This window comes from Nocardia sp. NBC_01377, assembly GCF_045040005.1.
Lineage (GTDB): Bacteria > Actinomycetota > Actinomycetes > Mycobacteriales > Mycobacteriaceae > Nocardia > Nocardia noduli.
Window position 1 is genome coordinate 4740398 of record NZ_CP109566.1, and the last position, 25240, is coordinate 4765637.

The window sequence follows — 25240 nt, forward strand, 5'->3', positions numbered from 1 at the left end:
TGTGCGGCGACCGATCGAACAGTCGACGCGCACGCACGGGAGGCCCGGGGATGACACGCGCACACCGCGCGGCCGCGCTCGCCACGGCCGCGCTCGTCGCCTTCGCCGTCCCCGGTGTGGCCGGGGCGATCGTCGGCGGCGGCGAGGTCGACGCGGCGAGCTATCCGTGGCTGGCCGCCGTCGGCAGTCCGCTGTTCTTCACCCGCCCATCGGGACAATTCTGTGGCGGTGCGCTCATCGCGCCCGACAGGGTGCTCACCTCGGCGCATTGCGTGCAGATCGCACAACCCGTCCCCCGCGCGCTGTCGGTGACATTCGGCCGCACCGATCTGCGTTCGTCGGACGGCGAGACGGTGGGCGTCACCGATATCCGCCTGCATCCCGGATTCCGCGAGACCTCCTTCGGCGGCACCGCCGTATACCACGACGATCTGGCGATACTCACCCTCGCCGCGCCACGTCCCGGCCCCTTCGCCGAGATCGCGGCCGCCGACGCGAGGACGGGATCGATACTCGGTTGGGGCGCCACCTCGGAAACCGACACCTCCGGCACCCGATTGCGCGCGGCGAGCGTCCCGATGGTCCCCGACGCCGAATGCGCGGCGGTCTACGGTCCCGCCTTCGACCCGCGGGATATGCTCTGCGCGGGCTCGACCACGGCGGATACCGGCGAATACGACAGCGGCGGACCACTTCTCGTCGACGGATACCTCACCGGAATCACCTCGTGGGGTAACGGTGTCGCGCGCCCCGGGTTCCCGGGCGTCTACTCCCGACTTCCCGCCACGGACTTCTAGGGATTGGCGCCGAATATCTCGGCGGCCACGGGGGCCAATTGATCGGCAACCGCGCAGGAGCCCGCGAACAGGCGAATGACCACCTGGCCGCGTGTGGCGGCGGTGCTCGCGGTGCCGGTGGTCGTGCCGGAGGTCGTCGTGGACGGTTTGGGTGTCGCGGACGAGGCGAGGGGCGGACCCGCCGTCATGCTGACGAAGCAGGAGCCGGTCCCAGGGGATTCCTCGCGCAGGGCGGCGTGCCCGGCGACGTCGACCGCCTGCTGCCCCTCGGCGGGCTCCAGGGCCTCGGCGGCGGGACGGAGCAGGAAATCGACGGTCACCGTGGAGCCGTAGCGACCCGCGGCGGATCCATCGACGCGGAAACTGCAGGTGTAGGGCCGGGTTTGGACGTCGAAGCGGGAGATCGTGTAGCCGGTGGGGACGGCGGGCATCAGTTCGCACGGGCTGCGGTCGGCCAGCGTCGTCGTCACCGTGGCGTCCTCGCGGCGAGGGGCCCTGTTCTCCCGCAACGCCGAGACCAGCGCGGCGGTGGCGTCGGTGGCAGCCTGACAGTTGAGCTCGGAATCGTCGAACCCGGAGCCCTCGACCCGCGCCCAGGGCGTCGCGGTGGAGGCCCCGTCGTGCGAGGTCGTCGGCGAGCCTGGCAGCCGCAGCGGCACTTTGAACACGCAGTCGACGTCCTCGGCGGCGGTCCGGGCGACGATCACCTTCTCGCCCGCGATCGGACGTGTCTCGGTCTCGTCGGGGGCGGGGGCGTCACCGGCCAGCGCGATCGTGGCCAGGCCGGAGGCCCGGGTGCGCCCGGCCGTGGTCAACCCGACCGCGCAATCGTCCAAACCCCGCGCCGGTCCGGCCGTGGCCGACAGGGTGTAGGCAGCGAACTCCTCGCCGTCGAAGAAGCCACACGGATCGAGCCCGCGCACCTGATCGGCGATCTGCAATTTGTGCTGGTCGACGGCGGGCACTCGGACCCCGAACGTCGCCACCGCGGCCGACGGAGCCGCGGACTCCTGTGCCTGCTGTTCGGTCGAACATCCGACGAGGGTCGCCGAGGCCAGGGACACCGCCAACAGCACACGATGTCTCGCACGCATGCACTTCCCCCTCGCAGACAGGACTGGGGCGCAGGGTACCAAACCGTGCGCGTCACCGGGACCTCGACCGGCTACCCGCGAGCCCGCGCCGGTGGATCAGCTCTCGCCGAACCCGGGCCACGGCACCGTGGCCTGGAGGACGGCCTCGCTGAGGGCCTGTGTCCGCAAGGAGGTGATCTCCAGGTATCCGGGGTCGGCGACCATGCTCGAGAACGCGTCCCGGCTCGGGTACCACACGACGAGAACGGCATCCCAGGCCTGACCGGTCTCCGCGACCAACGCGGTCGACCCCTGACCGCCGTAGAGGACGCGCCCGCCGTACTTGTGCAGGAATTCCGCCGCACGGCGGGAGTACTCCTGGTACGCCGCCGCACCGTCCGGCGCGAACCGCAGCAGATTGAGCATCACCACCGGCCCGCCGGGATCCTCGGAGATCAACCGGGCCAGATCGGCGCCTCGTGGGTCGACAGCCATTTCCGCTCCTCGTGTTCGTGCGTCCGTGGGCGCCCGACTACCTCACACCGGACGTCCGCCGGTTCCCGACGGCCGCGCGGGCCTGGTCGACGCACAGCAGCCGATCGCGCACGACTGACCGTCGGCGGTGCCGCCGTATCCGGGGACCGCGCCCATCCGGCGCACCTGCCCTCCGGACACCTGCTCGCCGATCAGTTCGACGACCATGCGGGCGAAACGCGGATCGGTGCCCGGCGTGGCCGCCCTGGCGAAGGCCATCCCCAATTCGGCGGCGCGCACCTTCGCCTCGTTGTCCAGATCCCAGATCACCTCGAGGTGGTCGGCGACGAAACCGACCGGGCACACCACGACGGCGTCGACACCCTTACCGGACAGATTCTCGAGGTGGTCGACGATGTCGGGATCGAGCCACGGCACTTGCGGCGGACCGGAACGTGACTGCCACACCAGATCGAAGTCGGCGAATCCGGTTGCCGCCGCGCACAATCGGGCGGCCTCGGCCACCTGGCGACTGTAGAGTTTGCCACCGTCGGCGGGCGGGCCCGCGGCGATATCGGCCGACACCGGAATCGAATGCGCGGTGAAGACCAGGCGCGCGCGATCACGCCGCTCGGCCGGGATCTCGAGCACCGCCGCGCGGATGGCGTCGGCGAAGGCGTCGACGAACAACGGATGGTCGAAATACTGGCGCAATTTCACCAGATGCGGCGCATCGGCGCCGAAAGCCGCACGCGCCCTGGCGATATCCTCGTCGTATTGTCGGCAGCCCGAATAGCCGCCCCACGCGGAGGTCGGGAAGACCAGCGCCGAGGTGACACCGTCGGCGGCCATCCGCGCGACGGTGTCCTCCACCATGGGATGCCAGTTCCGGTTGCCGAAATACACCGGCAATCGTGAACCCGCGCCGTCCAGTTCGGTCTCGATCGCGGCGATGAGGTCGCGATTGAGCCGGTTGATCGGCGACACCCCGCCGAAGTGCAGGTAGTGCCGCGCGACCTCTTCGAGTCGTTCGCGCGGCACTCCACGCCCCCCGGTGACGTTCTCCAGGAACGGCATCACGTCCTCGGGGCGTTCGGGGCCGCCGAAGGAGAGAACGAGCAGGGCCTGGTAGTCCATCAGGCGGTCGGCATATCCTCCGGCAGCCACGTGTTGTGGCTGGCGCCGCCGTCGACGTAGATGATCGAGCCGGTGGTTCCCGGCAGCCAGTCCGACAGCAGCGCGCAGATGGATTTGGCGACGACGGTCGGGTCGTCGACATCCCAGCCGATCGGCGAAGCGCCGTCCCAGTAGGTGTTGAGCTGGTTCATCTTCGCCGCGTCGTCGGTGGCGGTGCCCGCGATGGCCTTGGCGGCCAGCGTCTTGATCGGGCCGGCGGCGACCAGGTTGGAGCGAATCCGCTTGGCCGCGCCCACCTCTCGCGCGACGTAGCGGTTCACCGACTCGAGCGCGGCCTTGGCCACGCCCATCCAGTTGTAGTACGGCATCGACGTGCGCGGATCGAAGTCCATGCCGACGATGGAGCCGCCCTCGTTCATCACCGGCAGCACGGCGCGGGCCAGCGAGGCGTAACTCCACGCCGAGATCTCGAACGCCTTGGCCGCGTCGGGGCCCGGTCCCTCGAGGAACGGTTTCGCGTCGGGGCCCATCAGGGTGCGCGGGGCGAACGCGATGGAATGCAGCACGCCGTCGATGCCCTCGGGCGCGACGGCGCGGATCCGCTCGGCGAGGGTGCTCAGGTGCTCCTCGTTGGTGGCGTCGAGTTCGATGGCGGGCGGCACCTCCTTGGGCAGCCGCTGCGCGATCCGGTCGATCAGCCGGAGCCGGTCGAAACCGGTGATGATGACGCGCGCGCCCTGTTCCTGCGCCACCGCGGCGGCGTGGAACGCGATCGAGGCATCGGTGATGATGCCGGTGATCAGGATGGTCTTGCCCTCGAGCAGTCCGCCCATGAGTGTGTGGTTCTCCTGTGTCAGGTGTGTCGGGTCGGGAAAGGACAGGGGCCTCAGTGGCCCATGCCGAGACCGCCGTCGACCGGGATGACCGCGCCGCTGATGTAGGCGGCGTCATCGGAGGCCAGGAAGCTGACCGCGGACGCGACTTCCTCGGGCTGGCCCATGCGCTGGGCCGGGATACCGTATTTGAGGACGACCTCGCGCATTTCGTCGGTGACGTCGTTGCGCGTCATATCGGTATCGATGAAGCCGGGGGCGACGACGTTGGCGGTGATGTTGCGCGAGCCGATCTCCATGGTGATCGAACGCGCCATACCGACCAGGCCCGCCTTGGAGGCCGCGTAGTTGACCTGACCCGGTCCGCCCTTGAGGCCGACCACGGAGCCGAGGAAGATGATCCGGCCGAATTTCGCGCGCAACATCGCCCGGTTGGCGCGCTTGGCACAGCGGAAGGCGCCGGTGAGGTTCGCGTCGATGACGCGCTCGAACTGTTCCTCGCTCATCCGCATGAGCAGCGTGTTGTCGGTGATGCCCGCGTTGGCGACGAGCACCTCGACGGCGCCCTGCTTCTGCTCGATCTCGGTGAACGCCTGATCGATCGATTCGGTGTCGGTCACATCGCATTTGACGCCGAGCATGCCTTCCGGCGCTCCGGAACCGCGATGTGTGACGGCGACCTTGTGACCATCGGCCAGCAGACGCTGGGCGACCGCGAGTCCGATACCGCGATTTCCGCCGGTCACCAGGACCGACCGGGATGTGATGTTGGACATGAGCACAACCTATCTGTTCGGGTTCGCATGGCGACGCCCGGGCACCACACCCTGTGAGATGCCACTACGCGGCGGAGCCGGGGCAGTCGTCGGGCTAGGGCAGGCGTTGACGATAGAGCAATCCGGTCACGACACCGGACGCGACGAGGAGCATGCCGAGCAGCAGCCACGGTCTGGAGGCGTCGCCCCTGGTCGTCTCGTAGCCGATCTGCTCTTCCAAGGTGTCGTAGACCGCGGTCAGTTCCTCGAGACTGGACGCGGTGTAGAACTCGCCGCCGGACAGTTTCGCGATCTCCTGGAGCGAATCGTTGTCGACGGGCACCTTCACCCGCTGCGCGCCCTGACCGTCCTGGTCGGGAATCTCGACCGAACCCCATTCGGTGCCGAAGGAGATCGTCGAGACCGGGATGCCCTTCTGCTTCGCAAGGCGCGCCGCGGTGAAACCGTGTCTCGGATTCTCGGTGTCCTTGTCGTCGGGCACGGTCTGTTTACCGTCCGACATCAGCACCACCCGGGCGGGCGGCGGTGTCTCCGCGCCGCCGAGCACGCTGGCCAGGGTATCGATCGAATTGAGCGCGGTGAGAATGCCTTCACCGGTCGCGGTGCGTTCGGCGAGTTTGATGTTGTCGATCGCGGCCTTGACGGCCTCGCGGTTGGTCGTCGGCGACACCATCACCGACGCCGTACCCGCGAAGGTGACGAATCCTAGGTTGATGCCGGGGGTCAGACCGTCGACGAATTCCTTGCCGGCTTCCTGGGCGACCTGCAACCTGCTCGGCGGCACGTCGGTGGCCTCCATCGACAGCGAGACGTCCATGACGAGCACCACGGTCGCGCGGTTGCGCGGCACCTTCTGCACCGCGGTCGGGCCCGCCGCCGCGATGGTCAGGAACACCAGACCGACCAGCATCAGCGCCACCGGCACGTGCCGCATCGGACTCGGCCGCGACGGGGCGACCTTCTCCAGCATCTCCATATTGCTGAACCGCAGCATGTGCTTGTGCCTGCTGCGCTGCACCAGCACGTAACCGAGCGCGATGAGTCCCACGACGATGAGGAAGGCGAGCCAGATCAGCGCGGTGAAATGCGAAATACTCACTGGCGCGGGGCCTGTCCGCTCGGGGCGCCGAAACTGTGACGCCGGGTGGAGACGAACCGGACCACGTCGGTGATCCAGTCCCGATCGGTCTGCAGGGTCATCACCGGGGCGCCGCAGCTGCGCAGCGCCTGCTCGACCTGCTGCCGATGACGTTGCGCGGCGGCGGCGAAATCCGCGCGCAGCGTCGGCGTCACGCTGAATTCGCGGGTCCGCCCGGTCTCCGGGTCGTGCAGCACCACGTCACCCATATCGGGCAGTGCCAGATCGCGGGGGTCGAGCACCTCCACGGCGAGCAGGTCGTGGCGTGCCGAGATCGCGCGCAGCGAACGCTGCCAATCGATATCGCCGAGGAAATCGCTGATGATCACCGCGAGACCACGTTTGCGCTGCGGGCGGCGCAGCGATTCGATCCCGGTGCGCAGATCGCCGCGCACCCCGTCGCGGGCGTGCGGGGTGGTCGCGATACTGCGCAGCAGTGATTGCGCGTGCACCCGGCCACTGCGGGCCGGAATGCGGACGAGTTGTTCGCCGGTGGCGACCACGGCGCCGATCCGGTTGCCGCCGCCGCTGGTCAGATGGGTGATCGCGGCCGCCGCCGCGATGGCGAGATCACGTTTCTGGCAGTTGGCCGTGCCGAAATCGAGGCTGGCCGACAGGTCGACGACCATCCAGGTCTCGAGTTCGCGGTCGGCGATCATCTGCCGCACGTGCGGGTGGGTGGTGCGGGCGGTGACCGACCAGTCCATCTGCCGCACATCGTCGCCGGGCTGGTAGGCGCGCGCCTCACCCGGTTCCGAACCGGGTCCGGGGATCAGGCCGAGGTGGTCGCCGTGCAGGACGCCGTCGAGACGGCGACGCACGGTCAGTTCCAGCGTCTTCAGCGCCGCGGTGAGCCGGGGATCGGTCAGTTCACCCGAACGGAACGAGGGCGGTACGTGTGCGGACATCGGCGCTCGGGCAGCGGGATCCGGTGCGGCCGTCACTTGGGCTGGTTGTTGCCGGCGGCCGGTGCCATCTGGCCGACATGCGGCTGGGGTGTCGCCTGCGGCGGGGTGGGCGGCTGCGGGATCTGCGATTGCGGGGCGGAAGGCCCTGCGGGCACCGCGGGCGCGGCCGGGGCGGAATTCGGGGCGACGGCCTGCGGGGCGACCTGCGGCAGACCGACGGTCTGGAGCACCCGCTTGATGACGTCCTCGGGGGACACCTCGTCGGCGAGCGCGTCGTAGGACAGCACCAGACGATGGCGGAGCACGTCCGGAATCACCTCGACGACGTCTTGGGGCACCACGTAGTCGCGGCCGCGGATCAGGGCGACGGCGCGGGCCGCGGCGATGATGCCGAGGCTGGCGCGCGGCGAGGCGCCGTAGGAGATCCAGTTCGCGACATCGGGCATGCCGAAGTCGAGCGGCTTGCGGGTCGCCGCGATCACCCGGACCACGTAGTCGACCAGCGCGTGGTGCACGAAGGTGTTGGCGGCGACCTTCTGCAACCGGATCAGTTCGGTCGGTTCGAGGATCGCCTTGGCCTCCGGCGGGGTGACACCCATCCGGTAGATGATCTCGCGCTCTTCCTCCACCGACGGGTAGTCGACGACGACCTTGAACAGGAAGCGGTCGCGCTGCGCCTCGGGCAGCGGGTACACGCCCTCGCTCTCGATCGGGTTCTGCGTCGCCATGACGAGGAACGGATCGGGCATCGGGTAGGTCTTGCCGCCGATCGACACGTGCCGCTCGGCCATCACCTCGAGCAACGCCGACTGCACCTTGGCGGGCGCGCGGTTGATCTCGTCGGCGAGGACGAAGTTCGCCACCACCGGTCCGAGTTCGGTGTCGAACTGCTCGCGGCCCTGACGGTAGATACGGGTACCGATGAGGTCGGTCGGCACCAGGTCGGGGGTGAACTGGACACGCGAGAACGAACCGCCCACCACCTTCGCGAACGTCTCGACCGCAAGGGTTTTGGCGATACCGGGCACACCCTCGAGCAGGACGTGACCGCGGGCGAGGACACCGACGAGCAGCCGCTCGACCAGGCGATCCTGGCCGACGATGACGCGCTTGACCTCGTAGATCGCTTTCTCGAGAATCTGGACGTCTCGCTCCAGCGTGGACGCGGGCTCCGGCGCATCCTTCGCCAGGTTCGCCCCGCTCACACCATCCGTCGAAGTCACCAACATCCCCGCTTTCGCCTTGGTCCTGTGCGTGCTGACCCAACTATTCCAGGTAATTGCCGCACATGCCGCAACCGGCTCCGCTAACAGCCGAATTCATGGTCTGTTCGCAGGGTACGCACGGAGTTCTCCCGGGCTGTCGCGCGAGGGATTCCGCGGCGGATCCACAAGGGATCCGTCAGCCGGGAATACGTACCGCGAAAGGCATGATGCCGCCTTCGCGCACCGGGGAAACCTTCACCACATCGCCGGATTCCGGCGCCTCGACCATGGTGCCGTCACCCAGATACAGCGCGACGTGCTGACTGCCGTTCGGACCCCAGAACAGCATGTCGCCGCGTTCCCGGTCGGAGATCGGCACCCGGGTGCCCGCGTTGTACTGGTAGCCGCTGTAGTGCGGAAGCGAGACGCCGATCCCGGCGAAGGCGTAGATCATCAGACCCGAGCAGTCGAAGCCGACCTTCTGGAAATCGCCGTGACTGTCGGCGACGCCGCCGTCGCGGATGCCCAGCGTCGGCCCGTCCTCGTCACCTCCGCCCCAGGCGTAGACGACGCCGAGCTGCGACATCGCCCGGTCCACCACGGTGTCGACCGCCGCGGTTCCGCCCAGCGATGGTCGCGACGGGCGCGGAGTGGTGGCCTTGCGCGGCGGGGTCGAACTCTCCAGGTCGGTGTGCGGGCGTCTGCCGGTGCCGAGTTCGGCGGCGCGATCCCGGGCGGCGCGGTCGGCCGCGGCCCGGGCCGCGGCGGCGCTCGCCGCGGCGAGGATGGCGGTCTGCTCGGCCTGGCGCCGCTGGTCCCAGGCCAGATACGCCTCGCGCTGGTTCTGCAGGCCGTCGACGTTCGTGCGCGCGGCGTCCAGCCTGCTCTGCGCTGCCGCGCGCTGCTGTAGTAGTCCCTCGCGTTGCGCGTTCTGTTCGGCCAGCCGCGCCGTGGCGGCGGCGACCGCGTTCTCGGCGTCGATCTTGCGCTGTTCGGCTTCGGCCTCGGCGGCGTCGGCGGCCGCTTTCGCCTCGCGCGCATCGGAATTCCTGTTGCCCTGTTCGATCTGGGCCCGACGCAGCCCGTCGAGCACCTGCCGCTGATCCTTGGCGACGAGACCGAGGATCTGCGATCGGTCGATGGCGCTGCCCGGACTGTGCGCGGACAGATAGGTGACCATCGAGCCGGAGGTCGGCCTGGTGTAGGCCTGGGTGGCGAATTCGTCGAATTCCCGCCTGGCCTGCGCGACCGCGGTACCCGCCTGGTCGAGTTCGTAGCCGGAGACGTCGACGGCCTCGGCGGCGGCGTCGACGGCGTCTCGGGCGGTCTGCAGGTCGACGAGCATCTTGTTGACCTGTTCGCGTCCGGCAGCCACCGCGTCGTCGAGTTGCTGCAATTGCTGTTCGACGACCGCGACCTGGTTGATCAGCCCGCCGACCTCGCCGACCCTCGCGTCGACCTGTGCGTCCGCGGCGGAGATCTCGCTGTCGCTCGGATTGGGCGGGGCGGGGGGCACTCCGACCGCCGGGCTCGCCGTGACGAGGACGGTCATCGCTACCAGCAAACCCAGAGCGATCGAAAACGAGCGTTGATTGCCGTTGCCGAAACTACGCATCGCACCTCCAAGGACCCGAATCCGGCATAGCCACACGAGCCCCTGTCGCCACATCCAACCCAGTGGTCAGCTAGAGGCCCTTGTCAACACATGTTCCCCATCGGCGATCATTCGAACCGTACGACACATTCATCACCAAGAGAACTCCAGCAACAGAATCACAGGCGCGTAATTTATGGATTGCCCAGAATTAGCCGTATGCGCTAGAGGAATTGACCGGTCGAAACGAACCGACCGTTATGTAAAAAGGAAGCAGCAGATACCGCTTACCTGTCGGCGTCCCCGGGACGCCGGGCGGCAACGGCGGGGGCGAGTTCTTCCCGAGCACGCCGAGCCTTCACCCAGTAGAGCCCGCCGGTGGCGAGCACGGTGATCGCGAGCAGCACGAGGGTGATCGCGGTCCAGGACACCGATTCCGGTTCCTCGAGGCGTCCGACGAAGATGCGCGCGGCCTCGACCGAATTGCCCTGCTTGCTCTTGGCCGCGTCCTCGGCCCATTCCAGCGTCACCCGGCTGATCGAGTCGCTGTAGGTGCCCACCCAGTCGTCACTGAGGACGACGACGGTGCCGTGCTGCTGTTTTCCGACCTCGGTGGCCAGGTCCCGTAGATTGGAGTCGTGGCCTGGATTACCGGGAATCACCACGATGCTCAGCGGGATCCCATGGGATTGCGCCTCGGCGACGACGGTCTCGAGCCCGGACTGCCCTTTACCCACCGGCGTGGCGACGCGATTGCCCTCGACATCGGCCAGAATCGCCTTCAGACCGCTTTCGGTGATCTCGGGCGGCAGTTTCGCGGCCATGGGGGTGAAAACCGAGGTTTGCGAGGGGGCCATCTTCCATCCGGTCTGTCGAGCCACATCGGCGTGCGATGCGATGGGCGTTTAACACTGCGGGCTGAGCACCGCTCCCGTCCGACGCGGGCGGCGTGCGACCGCCCCGGGAGCGCGCAGCCGGACCGGGATCCGACCACGCTGGCTCTCGAGCACAGTACGCGACAGAGCCGACCGGGCGTCGACCATGCCGCACAGAGCGGCCCCCGCGCGTTTCATAGGACAAGCGTACTGTTAGAGTTACGGCGCGAGGAACCGACGCCCGACGGGCGCAGGAGCCCCTCCAAGGACGCCCTCGAACAACCAGTCATCGGCACAGCCCCGCCGGTGGCCGACCCTCACAGACGAGTGGAGCTGACGTGACGACAAGTAACGATACTTTCGGCGCAAAGGGCACCCTCGAGGTCGGAAGCAACTCCTACGAGATCTTCCGCCTCTCGGCCGTGCCAGGCACCGAAAAACTCCCCTACGCGCTCAAAGTCCTCGCGGAGAACCTACTTCGCACCGAGGACGGCGCGAACATCACCGCAGACCACATCCGCGCGATCGCGAACTGGGATCCGAACGCCCAGCCCGACACCGAGATCCAGTTCACCCCGGCCCGAGTCATCATGCAGGACTTCACCGGTGTGCCCTGTGTCGTCGACCTCGCCACCATGCGTGAGGCCGTCACCACCCTCGGCGGCGACCCGAACAAGGTCAACCCGCTCTCCCCCGCCGACATGGTCATCGACCACTCGGTCATCCTCGACGTCTTCGGCCGCGCGGACGCGCTGGAGCTGAACGTCGACCTCGAGTACCAGCGCAACGGCGAGCGCTACCAGTTCCTGCGCTGGGGCCAGGGCGCGTTCGACGACTTCAAGGTCGTCCCGCCCGGCGTCGGCATCGTGCACCAGGTCAACATCGAATACCTGGCCCCCACGATCATGGTCCGCAACGGACAGGCCTACCCCGACACCTGTGTCGGCACCGACTCGCACACCACCATGGTCAACGGCCTCGGCGTGCTGGGCTGGGGCGTCGGCGGTATCGAGGCCGAGGCCGCGATGCTCGGCCAGCCGGTCTCCATGCTGATCCCGCGCGTGGTCGGCTTCAAGCTGACCGGCGAGATCAAGCCGGGCGTCACCGCCACCGACGTGGTGCTCACCGTCACCGACATGCTGCGCAAGCACGGCGTGGTCGGCAAATTCGTCGAGTTCTACGGCAGGGGCGTCGCCGAGGTTCCGCTCGCGAACCGCGCCACCCTGGGCAATATGAGCCCCGAATTCGGTTCCACCGCGGCGATCTTCCCGATCGACGGCGAGACCATCAATTACCTGCGCCTCACCGGCCGCAGCGACGAGCAGCTCGCGCTCGTCGAGGCGTACGCCAAGGAGCAGGGTCTGTGGCACGACGCCGACAAGGAGCCCGCGTACTCGGAGTACCTGGAGCTGGACCTGAGCACCGTGGTGCCGTCCATCGCGGGCCCGAAGCGTCCGCAGGACCGGATTCTGCTGTCGGACAGCAAGACCGCGTTCCGCAAGGACATCCACAACTACACGAACGACGCGGAATCCGGCCCCGCCGCCAGCACCCCGCACACGCACCTGGACGAAGCCATCGAGGAGTCCTTCCCGGCTTCCGATCCGGCGGTGCTGTCCTTCGCCGACGACGACGCGGTACTCCCGTCCGCGGCCAACGGCAATGTCGGCCGCCCGTCCAAGCCCATCAAGGTGTCGGATCCGGAGCGCGGTGACTTCGTCCTCGATCACGGCGCCGTCGTGGTCGCGGGCATCACCTCCTGCACCAACACCTCCAACCCGTCGGTCATGATCGGCGCGGCCCTGCTGGCTCGCAACGCGGTCGAGAAGGGCCTGTCGTCCAAGCCGTGGGTCAAGACGAACATGGCGCCGGGCTCGCAGGTCGTCTCGGACTACTACGAGAAGGCCGGCCTGTGGCCCTACCTGGAGAAGCTGGGCTTCTTTGTCGGCGGTTACGGCTGCACCACCTGCATCGGTAACACCGGCCCGCTGCCGGAGGAGATCTCCAAGGCGATCAACGACAACGACCTCTCGGTCACCGCGGTGCTCTCGGGTAACCGCAACTTCGAAGGCCGTATCTCCCCCGACGTCAAGATGAACTACCTGGCCTCGCCGCCGCTGGTCATCGCGTACGCGCTCGCGGGCAGCATGGACTTCGACTTCGAGGCCGACGCCCTCGGCAAGGACACCGACGGCAACGACGTGTTCCTGAAGGACATCTGGCCGTCGTCGCAGGAGATCGATGACACCATCAAGTCGGCGATCAGCCGGGACATGTTCACCAAGTCCTACGCCACCGTCTTCGACGGCGACCAGCGCTGGCAGAACCTGGAAACCCCCGAGGGCGACACCTTCGCGTGGGATCCGAACTCCACCTACGTGCGCAAGCCCCCGTACTTCGACGGCATGCAGATGGATCCGGCCCCGGTCACCGATATCACGGGCGCCCGCGTGCTCGCGCTGCTCGGAGATTCGGTCACCACCGACCACATCAGCCCGGCCGGTCCGATCAAGCCGGGTACCCCGGCCGCGCAGTACCTGGATTCGCACGGCGTGGAGCGCAAGGACTACAACTCCCTCGGCTCGCGTCGCGGTAATCACGAGGTGATGATCCGCGGCACCTTCGCCAACATCCGGCTGCGCAACCAGCTCCTCGACGACGTCTCGGGCGGTTACACCCGCGACTTCACCCAGGAGGGCGGCCCGCAGTCGTTCATCTACGACGCCTCGCAGAACTACCAGGCCGCGGGTATCCCGCTGGTCGTGCTCGGCGGCAAGGAGTACGGCTCGGGTTCCTCGCGCGACTGGGCGGCCAAGGGCACCAGCCTGCTCGGCGTCAAGGCCGTCATCACCGAATCCTTCGAGCGCATCCACCGCTCGAACCTCATCGGCATGGGCGTTGTCCCGCTCCAGTTCCCGGCCGGCGAGTCGGCCGCGTCGCTGAAGCTGGACGGCACCGAGACCTTCGACATCGAGGGCATCACCGCGCTGAACGAGGGTGTCACCCCGAAGACCCTGAAGGTCACGGCCACCAAGGAGAACGGTGACAAGATCACCTTCGACGCCGTGGTCCGCATCGACACCCCCGGCGAGGCCGACTACTACCGCAACGGCGGCATCCTGCAGTTCGTGCTGCGCAACATGATTCGCGGCTAGATCGCGGCGCTCGACTGCACGGTCGTTGTACGGGTCCGCGCACCGCGGTTTCGCGGTGCGCGGACTCTCGCACATTGCCTCGAGGAGTCCGCATGCCCAAGGTCAGTGAAGATCATCTCGCCGCCCGGCGAAGCCAGATTCTCGACGGGGCGCGGGCCTGCTTCGCCGAATTCGGTTACGAAGGCGCCACCGTGCGCCGCCTGGAAGAAGCGATCGGCCTCTCACGCGGCGCGATCTTCCACCATTTCCGCGACAAGGACGCCCTGTTCCTCGCCCTCGCCCAGGAGGACGCCGAACGGATGGCCGATGTCGCGGCCAATCAGGGCATCGTGCAGGTCATGCGCGATATGCTCACCCATCCCGAGCAGTTCAATTGGCTCGGAACACGTTTGGAGATCGCGCGGCGGCTGCGCACCGACCCCGAATTCCGCGCGGGCTGGACCCAGCGGTCCGCCGAACTCACCACGGCGACCCTGGCCCGTCTGGAACGCCGCAAGGCCGCGGGCGCACTGCGCGACGACGTACCCACCGACGTCCTGCTCGGCTATCTCGATCTCGTCCTCGACGGTCTGATCGCCCGCATCGCGTCGGGGCACACCAACGAAAACCTTTCCGCGGTATTGGATCTCGTGGAAGCCTCGGTGCGTCGCCGGGAGTGACCGCGCACCGATGTCCGGCTAATTCTGCTGCGGGAGATCGAGACTGGAACCCTGATTCAGCGTCGAGGATTCGGCCAGGGCGTCCACGATCTCCTGACGGATCACCTTGGTGGCCACCTCGGTGCCGCGGCCGGCGATGCCCGGCTCCTCACCCCACGCGACATCGGCCACCTTCTTGCCGATCATCTTGCTGATGAGCGCGGAAGGACCGACGTGGTCGCCGCCGATCACGCTGTCACCCGGAAGCTGCACCCCGGCGTTCTTCAGAATTTGTTTCACCGGGGCCGCGACAGCACCCTTGATCGCGCCGTGCGCGGCGACAGAACCGACCTGGGTCCAGTCGTAGCCCTCGCGCACACCGAGTTTGATCTCCAGCGATTGGAACCCCACTTCGATCGCGGAGGAGGTACCCAGACCCGTGACCGCGCCCAGCACGATCGTCTTGGCGGTGATGTCCTGGATCAGTTGGCGCAGCGCCGTCGTCACCGCCACTCGCGTACTCACCTGGGCTGCCGCACCGACCGCGGTGCTGGTTCCCAGCGACGGCACCGCCGCGGCGGCGGCAGCAGCCAACTGCACCGCCAGATACACCAGCATCGCGATGATGAACAGTTTCACCGCCAACACCAACGCGGCCATCACGCGCAGCACGAAGGCCAACTCACGACAGAACTCGGACAGCTCGCCCAGCATCCCGGTGTCGCCGCCCGCTTTGTTCCAGAAGTTCTCGATGGCGTCGTGGGTGTCGCCCTGGGTGTTGGCCAGGACCACCTTCACCACGTCGCTGCCCAGATCATTCACCTGATCCAGCAGATCGGCCATCTGATCCCAGGTGTCGGCGGCGCCACGCAGCCCGGTCTCGTCGGTTTCGGGCCATTTGTAGACGACCAGCGCGGCAACGGGTTCGAGTTCGTCGGGAATCTCGAGACCCATCACGCCGTCCCGTCGAGCCGGGAGGTGATCGTGGTGAGGACGTTCGTGAAATCGGCGTCGAGAGCGCCGAAGGTATTCGCCGTGACCTCGGTGCCCTTCTCGAGGAATTGGAACATCTGTACGGCCGTGGCGATATTCGTCAGGGCGTCGTCGGCCTTGTCGACGTAATTCGCCGCGAACCGTTCACCGAATTCGTCCTCACCCCAGGCATCTCCGATCGCGGACAGCCCCGCGACCAGATCGGTCAGCCCCGTGGTCAGTTCACCGGCGAGTTCGCCGAATTTCGCCGCCTGCGCGCCAACCTGATCGGTATCGATGCGGAAGTCGTCACCAGCCATTGCGGTTCGCCCCCAGTCCCTTCCAGTGCGGACCTTCGTCCTCGTCGTCCAACGGCCCCGGATCCTGCCATTCCGGCGCGGGCGCGGCCGGTTCGGGTGGTGGCGGGAGGATGTCGTCGAGCGCCCCGACGAACGGCAAGTGCTCGTAGACCTGCTCCGGCGGACCGAATTCCGCCGCCGCCTCGCGCACCGGGGCCAGCAGGGTGTCGATATCGGCCTTGGCCGACCGCGCGGCCGATTGGGCCGCCCGGAGGAAAGAGGCCGCAAGCCCTTCGGGAGTGGATCGTTTGAGCGCCCCGGCGTCGACCCACACGTCGATCGGGATTCCGGCGCCGTTGACGGTGACTCGGACCAGGCTGTCGTCGGACCAGCCCTGCGACGATACCGTCGCCAGCGTCGACTTCGCGGCGGCGATATCGCGCAACTGCTGTTCGTAGGTCGACATCATGCCGTCGACCTGCCTTTGCAGACCATCGGTGCGAGCCCGCAGCTCGTCTGATTCGAATCGCGAACCCATATTCGTACCTTTCAGCTCTGTCGTCGTTAGGTCTGACGCAGCGGAGCCGGTCGCGGTTCCCTCGATGTCGAAATCGGCCCGACGGTCACCTCCGTTCGCCTTCACATCGCCGAGCCTGCCGATCGGCGTTCCGTGCGCGGCGCGCGTGACCGACTACTCGATTCGCGCGGTCAGACGGGTGAACCGGGGTCGAGCCGCTCCAGCAGTACCCGCACGATCCGGTCCAGTTCGAGGCGATCCGGCGCGTCGAGCACGGACAGCATCGCGGTCTCGTTCGCGACGTGATCGGTGACCACAGTGTCCACGAGCGCGCGGCCCGCGTCGGTGAGGACGACGCGGATCGCGCGTCGATCGGCGGCGTCCGCCACCCGCCGCACCAGTCCGGCGGATTCGAGCCGGTCCAGCCGTCCGGTCATCCCCGCCCGCGACAGCATCAGGGTGTCGGCGAGGACCGAGGGGTTCAGTTCGAACGGATCACCCGAACGGCGCAGGGCCGCAAGCACATCGAATTCACCGCGCCGGAGGCCGTGCGCGGTGAACACCGATTCGATCCGGCGTTGCGCGACCAGCGTCAACCTGCCGAGTCGACCGAGGATCGCCATCGCCTCCAGGTCGAGATCGGGCCGTTCGCGACGCCACTGCGCGGTGATGGCGTCGACCGGGTCGGATCGCGTCGCACCCGAATCCTTGGCAACCATGGACAGCATTCTATTCGCCGGGATATAGTTCGGTACCGAATCATTCGATAGCGAACTATATGCCGAAGAACTACCGACGAAGAACCACAGTGACCATGAGCACCGCCGCCGAACACCGCGACATCGCCGTCCGGCACCCCCACGAGGCCGAGATCCTCGGCACGGAGCAGGCACGGATTCGCCTGCTCATCGACGCGAACGCGACCGAGGACTCGGTCAGCACCGCCGAGATCACCCTCGCGACCGGCGCGGACGGCGCGGCTCCGCACTATCACACGCGCTCCGACGAACTGTTCTACGTCGCCGACGGCGAACTACAACTGCTCGCGGGCGACCGGATCGTCACGGTCGCGGCGGGCGGTTCCGTCGTGGTGCCGAAACGGATGCCGCACGCGTTCGGCGCGACGCCGGACAGCGGGGCCCGCGTCCTGATCGCCCTCATGCCGGGCGTGGAACGTTTCGACTACTTCCGACTGCTCGATCGCATCGGCAGGAGCGAGGCGACCCTCGCCGATCTGGCGGCGGCCCAGGACGAATTCGACAATCACTTCGTCGACGCGCCCGACTGGTGGGCGCGACGCTCCGCCCAGCGTCGCTGAACCGGATGTGACACACCTATCCCGGCGCACGGGAACATTCCCGCGCCCGGCCGGGGTTGCCTCCGCCATGAGCTTCTCTACCCAGGTGATGGTGCGTGGATACGAACTCGACACCCAGGGGCACCTGAATCAGGCCGTGTACCTGCAATACGGCGAGCACGCGCGCTGGGGACTACTGCGCGCCGCCGGGGTGGCACAGGAGAAGTTGATCGCCGACGGCATCGGCCCCGTCGTGCTCGAGACGACCATCAAGTACAGGCGCGAACTGCGCGGCGGCGACGAGGTCACCATCGACTGCGCTTTCGAGTGGTCCGGCGGCAAGACGTTCCGCATCCGGCAGGAGATCCGCAAACTCGACGACACCGTCGCGGCGGAGATCTCGGTGATCGGCGGCATACTCGATCTCACCGCGCGCAAACTCGTGGCCGATCCGGGAGCGCGACTGCGCGCCCTCGCGGAGCGACCCGAACTCCTCGGACTCCGAACGAGCGAACCCCGATCGTCCGGGCCCCGCGGCACCGCCACCGCCCAGCAACGCGGGAAGACAAATCCCACAATGAAATAGCTGCATGTTAGCGACAGGTGGGGTGGGCACCCACCGAAAATCTTTCGGTGCAAGCCTATCCGGCCCCCGTTAATCTGTTTGCCACCGGGGTTTAAATCTTCCGAACCGGGTCGGTCACGGGGCCTCACACGATATGATCCTGTTCACGCTCGAGGGTCATGGCTAATCGCGAGCAGATCGGAGTTCACATCATGACCGACGCAATCCACCTCCCAGGAGGCGCGCCGGCGACGGGTGACCGCGTTCCCGCTTTACAAGGCCTGCTCGTGGCCGAGTCGGAACGTGAGATCTCCGTCCGCGTCGCCGAGGGGACGTGGACCTTCCGTCGCGACGATGTGCTCCGCGTACTCGATTCCGCGGGCGTGGACGATCGCACCGACGACGAGCGGCCGGTCCTGGTGGACATCCGGCCCGGCGCCACCGCCGATTTCACCCGCAGGCTGCGCATCGACCTGGTCGAGCGGCCGCTGACCCTCGCGGGGGAGCCGTCCCCCGCGCTGGGAGACGAACTGCTGCAACAACTCACGGATTCCTGGGCGGAGCGGATGCGAATCACCGACGGGTCATCCGGCAGCGGCGCGACCCACACCTACTGCCAGACGAAATCGCTCGACAGCAGCGACGACGGCATCAACTGCGACAGCCTCGACTGAGCGGCCCCGCGCATGGTGGCAAGCCCGCGAGGTTCGGTGCTCATTGTCTCGGAAACCGACGATCTACACGGCACCGCGATGGCGGCGACGCTGCGAGAACACCACGGGCTCAGCCCGATTCATCTCGACCTGCGTGATTTCCCGCGCGAGTACGGGAGCTTCCGGCTGGACCGGCTCGGCACGACGCGCTCGATGTCGCACCTCATCGGACTCGACGACGTCCGTTCGGTCTGGTGGCGTCGACCGCATCTGTCCGCGGTCCCCACCGGTATCCGGGCCTCCGACGACGCCTTTCGCCAAGCCGAATGCGACGGTTTCAGCCAGGGCATGCTGTGGTCGATTCCCGCCGCATGGATCAACGATCCCGGCGCCGACCGCACCGCGAGCCGCAAGATCGTTCAACTGGAGACGGCACTGCGCGCCGGTTTCACCGTTCCTGAGAGGGCGTCTGGGATCTCATGTGGCTGGTGTGCTGGCGTGAGCCAGTCGTCGGGTGAGGGTGTGGATGGCAGCGATGTAGACCATGGCTTCGTGGTGGTCGGGGCGGGTTTCGTAGTCGCGGACGCATCGGCGGTGTTTGACGAGCCAGCCGAATGTGCGTTCGACTACCCAGCGGCGTGGCAGGACTTCGAACCCGGTGGCGGTGTCGCTGCGTTTGACGATCTGAATAGTTTGGGCGAGAACAGATTTCGTCCAGATGACCAGTCGCCCGGCGTAGCCGCCGTCGGCGAATACGTGCGTGATGGTGGCGAAGCGGGCCGCGACAGCGGCCAGCAGCCGGTGCGCGGCGTCGCGGTCCTGGATCGAGGCGGCGGTGACCACGACGGCCAGCAGTAGCCCGCTGGTATCGGTGGCGATGTGGCGTTTGCGGCCTTTGATCTTCTTGCCCGCGTCGTATCCGGCCGTACCCGCTGCGACGGTGTCGGCGCCGCGCACGGTCTGCGAGTCGATCACCGCCGCGGTCGGCTGCGGCGCCCGACCGGCGGCGACTCGGGCACGATCACGCAGTGCATCGTGGATACGTTGCCATGCACCGGCTTTCGTCCATCGCCGGTAGATGTCGTACACGGTTTTCGCAGGTGGGAAATCGTGCGGCAGCTGCGCCCACGCGATCCCGCCGCGCGACAGGTAGAAGATCGCGTCGCACACCAGCCGCCGCGACCACTTTTCGTGTCGGCCGCCCTTACCGGCGGTGTTGCCTGGTGGCGGAAGCAGCGGCTCCAGGATCGCCCACTGCGGGTCGGTCAGCGACGAAGACGGATAGAACGGGCACTTCGGCGACTCGCCGTGGGCTGGGCACGACAAGCACAAGCAGGTAAGCGACACTGGCACAGGGACTCTCGGTGTGACGTCTTGGTGTGGAAACCTCAGTCGTACCGGGAGTCCCTCTACATATCCGGCGTCACACGCCAGCCGGTGACCGAGATCTCAGACGCGCTCTGAGACATTGATCACCAATGATCCGGACGAGGCCCGCAGCTTCGCCGAATCCCGTCCCGGCCCAGTGGTTTACAAACGCACCGGGACCGGGCGAGCCGAATTCGCGGAGACCAGGATCATCGATCGCGCGGACTTCGGGAAGCTCACGAGTATCCGCACCTCACCGACCACCTTCCAGGATTACATCGACGCCACCTGTGACCTGCGCGTGGTGTGGGTCGACGGCGTGGAGTGGACGGTGCGGATCGATTCGCAGGCCGGTGTCGGGCGCATCGATTCCCGCCTCGACACCTCGGTCGAATTCGCGCGCGAGCAGCTACCGGCCTCGGTGAGCAAATCTCTCGCCACACTGATGGGCGCGCTCGGACTGAGTTTCGGCGTGATCGACCTACGGCTCGGTCGCGACGGCGAGTACTACTTCCTCGAGGTCAACCCGCAGGGCCAGTTCGCCTACCTGGAGATCAAGACCGGATTACCGCTGTTCCGCAGCCTGAGCAATCTGCTCGTGCACGGTGACGGCGCGGTTCCCGGCTACTGATCCGCTCTTCCTTCACCGGGCACGATGATCCCCGGCTCGGGTAAAGCCCTCATGACACGTCGTTATCCCGTTGTGCCCGTGGCGGATACGCCGACGCACGCATGGCTGTCCGTCCGTACCACCGACCCACGATCGGACCGGCGGTACGGCAGGAGGTCACATTCGATCGGCGGCTATTGGCTCTTTCGCCGATTGGCGCCGCCGCGGCTGCGGAGTTGCACATGCGACTCCACCAGCACGTTGTGGATGAATCCGTAGGAGCGCCCCGTAGCGCGTGCCAGCGAGCGGATGCTTGCACCCGCCTCGTATTGCTTCTTCAGCTGGTTCTGTAGACGGTCACGTGACTTCCCCGTGACGCGGGTGCCCTTTCCCAATGGGGCCTTGTTCTGTGTGGGCCTGTCGCTCATGGCTTCCTCCGAGTCGCCGAGCAGCGCGTCACTCCAGGCTAAGCACTCGACGGGCCGTGATCAACGGGTGCTTGTGATGAGAATCACGCGAGCTGAATCAATTCCAGATATTCAGCCGACCAATGATCTTCCGTGCCGTCGGGCAGTAGAATGACCCGCTCCGGCGACAAAGCCTCCGCCGCGCCCGGATCGTGGGTCACCAGCACCACCGCGCCGCCGTAGGTGCGCAGCGCGTCGAGCACCTGTTCGCGCGAGATCGGATCGAGGTTGTTGGTCGGCTCGTCGAGCAGCAGCACATTGGCCGCCGACGAGACCAGGCCCGCCAGCGCCAGACGCGTCTTCTCACCGCCGGACAGGGTGCCCGCGGGCTGTTCCAGCTGCGGACCGGAGAACATGAACGCGCCGAGCAGACCGCGCAATTCCTGCTCACCCGCGTCCGGCGCGGCATGGCGGATGTTCTCCCACACCGTCGCGGTGTCGTCGAGGGTGTCGTGCTCCTGCGCGAAATAGCCGACCTTCAACCCGTGTCCGGCCACCAGACCGCCCGCGGTCGGCGTCTCGACGCCGGCGAGCAGCCGCAGCAGGGTCGTCTTACCCGCGCCGTTGAGGCCGAGGATGACCACCCGGCTGCCCCGGTCGATGGCGAGGTTCACGCCGGTGAAGATCTCGAGCGAACCGTAGAGTTTGGTCAGGTTCTCCGCCATCAGCGGTGTCTTGCCGCACGGGGCCGGTTCCGGGAACTTGATCCTGGCGACCCGGTCGGCCACCCTGACATCGTCGAGTTCGGCCAGCAGTCGGTCGGCGCGTTTGGCCATGTTCTGTGCCGCAGTGGCTTTCGTGGCCTTCGCACCGAGTTTGGCGGCCTGCGACTTGAGCGCGCTCGCCTTCTTCTCCGCGTTGGCGCGTTCCCTGACCCGGCGCTGCTCGTCGGTGGCGCGGGCGTCGAGGTATTTCTTCCAGCCCATGTTGTAGACGTCCGCCTCGCCGCGCACGGCGTCGAGGAACCACACCTTGTTCACGACCGCCTCGAGCAGTTCCACATCGTGGCTGATGACGATCACGCCGCCGTCGTGACTCTGGAGGAATCCGCGCAGCCAGGTGATGGAGTCGGCATCGAGGTGGTTGGTCGGCTCGTCCAGGAGCAGGATGCGATCGGAGCGGCCTCCGCTGCCGTCGGAGGCGGAGAAGAGGATGCGCGCCAATTCGATTCGCCGACGCTGACCACCGGACAGCGTGCGCAGCGCCTGCCCGAGCACCCGATCCGGCAGGCCGAGGCTGTGGCAGATCCTGGCCGCCTCGCTCTCGGCGACATAGCCGCCGAGTGACGAGAAACGCTCCTCGAGCCTGCCGTACTTGCGGATCGCCTTCTCGCGTTCCGCCTCGTCGGCGACCTCGGCCATCAGCGCCTGCTGCTTCTCCATGTCCCGGATGAGACTGTCGAGGCCGCGCGCCGACAGCACCCGGTCACGCGCGAGCACGTCCAGGTTGCCCTCGCGAGGGTCCTGCGGCAGGTACCCGATTTCGGTGGAGCGCAGAATTTTTCCGGCGTAGGGTTCGCCTTCGCCCGCCAGGATCCGCAGGGTCGTCGTCTTGCCCGCGCCGTTACGCCCGACGAGGCCGATCCGGTCGCCCGCCTGCACCCGTAACGCCGGACCAGGTGCCGACAACAAGGTGCGGACTCCGGCCCGGACCTCCAGGTCGGTCGCGGTGATCACAGACGGGCTCCTCACGAATAGACAATGGTGCGAATAGGCGCTGCTGGGCGGTTGCTGCTCGATTGTGCGACGCGATACCCACAAGAACCACCGATTTTACCCGCCACATATCCCACACCATGCACCGCGCGATGCTCATGTGACGGCAATAACTCTTCGCGGGAGGTTCCCACGGGCCGAATCGATGCCGCGAATTCCAGGAGATTGCCGGTCCGCATCCTCGACCGGAGGCCGAGATCGCTGCGGTAACGTGCCCTCACATGAGCACCGATCTGTTGGGTAGAAGCGCACTGGTCAGCGGCGCGAGCCGGGGTATCGGCAAGGCGGTCGCCGCCGAACTGGCACGACGCGGCGCGAACGTGCTGATCACCGCGCGCAAACCGGAACCGCTCGAGGCCGCCGCCGCCGAATTGCGCGCGCTGGGCCACAAGGGCGAGATCGTGGCGCTCGCGGGCAACTCCGGCGATGCCGACAGCAGGGCCGCCGCGGTGGCGCGGGTCGTCGCCGAATTCGGTTCGATCGACATCCTGATCAACAACACCGGCATCAACCCGGTGTACGGGTCGCTGATGGAGGCCGATCTGGACGCGGTGCGCAAGATCTTCGACGTGAACGTCGTGGCCGCGCTGGGCTACGTCCAGGAGGCGTACAAGGCGTGGATGCGCGACAACGGCGGCGCGGTCGTCAACGTCGCCAGCGTCGCCGGTATTCGTTCCACCGGCGTGATCGCCGCCTACGGCGCCTCCAAGGCCGCGCTCATCCGGCTCACCGACGAGCTCGCCTGGCAGCTCGGACCGAAGATCCGGGTCAACGCCGTCGCTCCCGGCGTCGTCAAGACCAAATTCGCGGACGCGCTGTATTCCGCCGACGAGGAGAAGGCCGCCTCGGTGTACCCGATGAAACGTCTCGGCTCGCCGGAGGATGTCGCCCGCCTGATCGCCTTCCTCGCGTCCGACGAGGCCGCGTGGATCACCGGTGAGACGGTGCGCGTGGACGGTGGGCTGCTCTCGACGGGCGGCTTGTGAGGCAGGTCCCGTAGGCCCTGCGGACCGGTCCGGACCACGGCGGCACCGACACGAACGGGAGCACCGATGCGGATCTCACGCGGCGAGCGGCGGTGAGCGAGCGGGTCGTCGTCTGCGGACTCGGACCCGCGGGCCGGGCCGTGGCCTCGCGCTGCCTGGCGCGCGGGCTCACGGTGACCGTCGTCGACCCTGTTCCGCTACGGCGCTGGACGGCGACGTACGCGGCGTGGGCCGACGAACTCCCCGATTGGCTCGACCCCGAGGTGATCGCCGCGACCGTCGACCGTCCGATCGTCTGGGGATATCTGCGTCACGAGGTGGACCGGCGCTACGTCGTCTTCGACACCGAGCGGCTGCGCGCGTCGCTGGACATCGACGGGGCGACGGTCCTGGCGGATCGGGTGACCGAACTCGGCCGCGATTCGGTGGTCTGCGCGTCGGGGACCGTGCTCGGCGCGGACCGGGTGATCGACGCCCGCGGCGTCGCCCGCTCCCCCGCGCTCGCCGAGCAGACCGCCTACGGCGTGGTCCTCGGTCCCGAGCGGACCGAGGGCATCGAACCGGCCTTCATGGACTGGCGGCGCGACAACGGCGCGAATTCCGACGCGCCACCGTCGTTCCTGTACGCGGTACCGCTCGGCGGCGGCGCCATGCTGCTCGAGGAGACCTGTCTGGCGGGACGACCCGCACTGTCCACCCGTGAACTCAGGGACCGCCTGGTTCATCGATTGCGTTCGCGGGGAATCGAGCTCGACGGCGACGAGACCGTCGAGCGGGTCCGTTTCCCGGTGCAGGGCGGACACCAGGGCCGTCACCGGTTCGGCGCCGCGGGCGGATTCACGCACCCGGCAACGGGTTACAGCGTCGCGGCGGCACTCGCCGCCGCCGACGCGGTGGCCGCCGACTCCCCCGCGCACCCGCTGCGCACCCGCGCGGTCGCCGCACTGCGCGCCGCCGGACTCCGCGCACTCCTGGCCATGCCACCACGGAACATGCCCGAATTCTTCGACGCCTTCTTCACGCTCCCGCCCGCGCGGCAACGCGCCTACCTGTCCGGCCGTTCCGACCTCGCCGGAACCCTGGCCGCGATGGGATCGCTTTTCGCCGCAGTGCCCCCGCACCTGCGCCGCCCGCTCGTCCTTCCCGCACGCACCACCGGAGTTCCGCCCGAACCGGGTCGTTGACACC

26 protein-coding genes are annotated in these 25240 nt (G+C 67.6%); 9 read left to right on the forward strand and 17 right to left on the reverse strand.

The features are described from left to right. Positions 1–50 precede the first annotated feature (50 nt). The gene (locus tag OG225_RS21730; protein WP_405177022.1) at positions 51–797 is read left to right on the forward strand and encodes a serine protease; all 747 of its coding nucleotides are present in this window, start codon (positions 51–53) and stop codon (positions 795–797) included. Here OG225_RS21730 and OG225_RS21735 read toward each other — a convergent pair. The 10 genes from OG225_RS21735 to OG225_RS21780 form a co-directional block, all read right to left on the reverse strand. Beyond that, positions 794–1891 carry a hypothetical protein gene (locus tag OG225_RS21735; protein ID WP_405177023.1) on the reverse strand — a complete coding sequence of 366 codons (1098 nt, stop codon included), beginning with the start codon at positions 1889–1891 and terminating at the stop codon, positions 794–796. The genes OG225_RS21730 and OG225_RS21735 overlap by 4 nt on opposite strands. 96 nt (positions 1892–1987) lie before the next feature. Beyond that, positions 1988–2365, reverse strand: a complete 378-nt coding sequence (locus OG225_RS21740) for a DUF1330 domain-containing protein (protein ID WP_405177024.1) — start codon at positions 2363–2365, stop codon at positions 1988–1990. A gap of 42 nt (positions 2366–2407) precedes the next feature. Beyond that, the gene (locus OG225_RS21745; protein WP_405183327.1) at positions 2408–3481 is read right to left on the reverse strand and encodes a ferrochelatase; all 1074 of its coding nucleotides are present in this window, start codon (positions 3479–3481) and stop codon (positions 2408–2410) included. Further along, entirely contained in the window at positions 3481–4314 is an 834-nt protein-coding gene (inhA, locus tag OG225_RS21750; RefSeq protein ID WP_216908338.1) for an NADH-dependent enoyl-ACP reductase InhA, read from the reverse strand. The genes OG225_RS21745 and inhA overlap by 1 nt, the downstream gene beginning before the upstream one ends. Before the next feature lie 53 nt (positions 4315–4367). Then, on the reverse strand, positions 4368–5090 hold the full coding sequence (gene fabG1 / locus OG225_RS21755; protein ID WP_109526989.1) for a 3-oxoacyl-ACP reductase FabG1: 723 nt from the start codon (positions 5088–5090) through the stop codon (positions 4368–4370). A gap of 94 nt (positions 5091–5184) precedes the next feature. Further along, positions 5185–6189: a VWA domain-containing protein gene (locus tag OG225_RS21760; protein WP_405177025.1), complete on the reverse strand. Its 1005-nt coding sequence runs from the start codon at positions 6187–6189 to the stop codon at positions 5185–5187. Beyond that, positions 6186–7136 (reverse strand): DUF58 domain-containing protein, encoded by a 951-nt coding sequence (locus OG225_RS21765; RefSeq protein WP_109526987.1) that lies wholly within the window; start codon positions 7134–7136, stop codon positions 6186–6188. Before OG225_RS21765 ends, OG225_RS21760 begins: the two co-directional genes overlap by 4 nt. A 32-nt stretch (positions 7137–7168) precedes the next feature. Next, a complete protein-coding gene (locus tag OG225_RS21770) occupies positions 7169–8365 on the reverse strand; it encodes an AAA family ATPase (RefSeq protein WP_405177026.1) in 1197 nt (398 codons plus the stop codon). A gap of 172 nt (positions 8366–8537) precedes the next feature. Further along, entirely contained in the window at positions 8538–9956 is a 1419-nt protein-coding gene (locus tag OG225_RS21775) for an NlpC/P60 family protein (protein ID WP_405177027.1), read from the reverse strand. 266 nt (positions 9957–10222) lie between these two features. Beyond that, positions 10223–10792: a DUF6676 family protein gene (locus OG225_RS21780; RefSeq protein ID WP_405177028.1), complete on the reverse strand. Its 570-nt coding sequence runs from the start codon at positions 10790–10792 to the stop codon at positions 10223–10225. 356 nt (positions 10793–11148) lie between these two features. Between OG225_RS21780 and OG225_RS21785 the strand changes: the two genes are divergently transcribed. Together OG225_RS21785 and OG225_RS21790 are read left to right on the forward strand one after the other, a co-directional pair. Next, entirely contained in the window at positions 11149–13965 is a 2817-nt protein-coding gene (locus OG225_RS21785; RefSeq protein ID WP_405177029.1) for an aconitate hydratase, read from the forward strand. A gap of 92 nt (positions 13966–14057) precedes the next feature. Next, the gene (locus tag OG225_RS21790) at positions 14058–14624 is read left to right on the forward strand and encodes a TetR/AcrR family transcriptional regulator (RefSeq protein ID WP_109526982.1); all 567 of its coding nucleotides are present in this window, start codon (positions 14058–14060) and stop codon (positions 14622–14624) included. Positions 14625–14642: 18 nt separating this feature from the next. On the opposite strand, the gene OG225_RS21795 is transcribed toward OG225_RS21790, so the two are convergent. The 4 genes from OG225_RS21795 to OG225_RS21810 all read right to left on the reverse strand — a co-directional run bounded on the left by OG225_RS21795 (position 14643) and on the right by OG225_RS21810 (position 17110). Beyond that, a complete protein-coding gene (locus tag OG225_RS21795) occupies positions 14643–15557 on the reverse strand; it encodes a hypothetical protein (protein ID WP_405177030.1) in 915 nt (304 codons plus the stop codon). Further along, positions 15557–15895: a hypothetical protein gene (locus tag OG225_RS21800; protein WP_405177031.1), complete on the reverse strand. Its 339-nt coding sequence runs from the start codon at positions 15893–15895 to the stop codon at positions 15557–15559. Before OG225_RS21800 ends, OG225_RS21795 begins: the two co-directional genes overlap by 1 nt. Further along, positions 15885–16412 (reverse strand): YbaB/EbfC family nucleoid-associated protein, encoded by a 528-nt coding sequence (locus OG225_RS21805; protein ID WP_405177032.1) that lies wholly within the window; start codon positions 16410–16412, stop codon positions 15885–15887. Before OG225_RS21805 ends, OG225_RS21800 begins: the two co-directional genes overlap by 11 nt. Before the next feature lie 170 nt (positions 16413–16582). Then, positions 16583–17110, reverse strand: a complete 528-nt coding sequence (locus OG225_RS21810) for a MarR family winged helix-turn-helix transcriptional regulator (RefSeq protein WP_405177033.1) — start codon at positions 17108–17110, stop codon at positions 16583–16585. A gap of 95 nt (positions 17111–17205) precedes the next feature. Between OG225_RS21810 and OG225_RS21815 the strand changes: the two genes are divergently transcribed. The 3 genes from OG225_RS21815 to OG225_RS21825 all read left to right on the forward strand — a co-directional run bounded on the left by OG225_RS21815 (position 17206) and on the right by OG225_RS21825 (position 18927). Then, complete coding sequence (locus OG225_RS21815) at positions 17206–17709, forward strand: cupin domain-containing protein (RefSeq protein WP_405183328.1); 504 nt, start codon at positions 17206–17208, stop codon at positions 17707–17709. A 67-nt stretch (positions 17710–17776) separates the two neighbouring features. Beyond that, positions 17777–18274 (forward strand): acyl-CoA thioesterase, encoded by a 498-nt coding sequence (locus OG225_RS21820; RefSeq protein ID WP_405177034.1) that lies wholly within the window; start codon positions 17777–17779, stop codon positions 18272–18274. A 191-nt stretch (positions 18275–18465) separates the two neighbouring features. Beyond that, on the forward strand, positions 18466–18927 hold the full coding sequence (locus OG225_RS21825; RefSeq protein WP_405177035.1) for a hypothetical protein: 462 nt from the start codon (positions 18466–18468) through the stop codon (positions 18925–18927). 456 nt (positions 18928–19383) lie between these two features. Here the strand turns inward: OG225_RS21825 and OG225_RS21830 are convergent, their stop codons facing one another. Further along, on the reverse strand, positions 19384–20232 hold the full coding sequence (locus OG225_RS21830; protein WP_331758169.1) for an IS5 family transposase: 849 nt from the start codon (positions 20230–20232) through the stop codon (positions 19384–19386). A 142-nt stretch (positions 20233–20374) separates the two neighbouring features. Here OG225_RS21830 and OG225_RS21835 point away from each other — a divergent pair, with 142 nt between their 5' ends. Beyond that, on the forward strand, positions 20375–20905 hold the full coding sequence (locus OG225_RS21835) for a RimK family alpha-L-glutamate ligase (RefSeq protein ID WP_405177036.1): 531 nt from the start codon (positions 20375–20377) through the stop codon (positions 20903–20905). 173 nt (positions 20906–21078) lie between these two features. On the opposite strand, the gene OG225_RS21840 is transcribed toward OG225_RS21835, so the two are convergent. Both OG225_RS21840 and OG225_RS21845 read right to left on the reverse strand, forming a co-directional pair. Further along, positions 21079–21312, reverse strand: a complete 234-nt coding sequence (locus tag OG225_RS21840) for a helix-turn-helix domain-containing protein (protein WP_109526974.1) — start codon at positions 21310–21312, stop codon at positions 21079–21081. A gap of 83 nt (positions 21313–21395) precedes the next feature. Further along, entirely contained in the window at positions 21396–23027 is a 1632-nt protein-coding gene (locus OG225_RS21845) for an ABC-F family ATP-binding cassette domain-containing protein (protein WP_109526973.1), read from the reverse strand. A 260-nt stretch (positions 23028–23287) separates the two neighbouring features. Here OG225_RS21845 and OG225_RS21850 point away from each other — a divergent pair, with 260 nt between their 5' ends. After that, positions 23288–24052 (forward strand): SDR family oxidoreductase, encoded by a 765-nt coding sequence (locus OG225_RS21850; protein ID WP_405177037.1) that lies wholly within the window; start codon positions 23288–23290, stop codon positions 24050–24052. 92 nt (positions 24053–24144) lie between these two features. Beyond that, positions 24145–25236 carry a lycopene cyclase family protein gene (locus tag OG225_RS21855; RefSeq protein WP_405177038.1) on the forward strand — a complete coding sequence of 364 codons (1092 nt, stop codon included), beginning with the start codon at positions 24145–24147 and terminating at the stop codon, positions 25234–25236. The last annotated feature ends 4 nt before the right edge of the window (positions 25237–25240 follow it).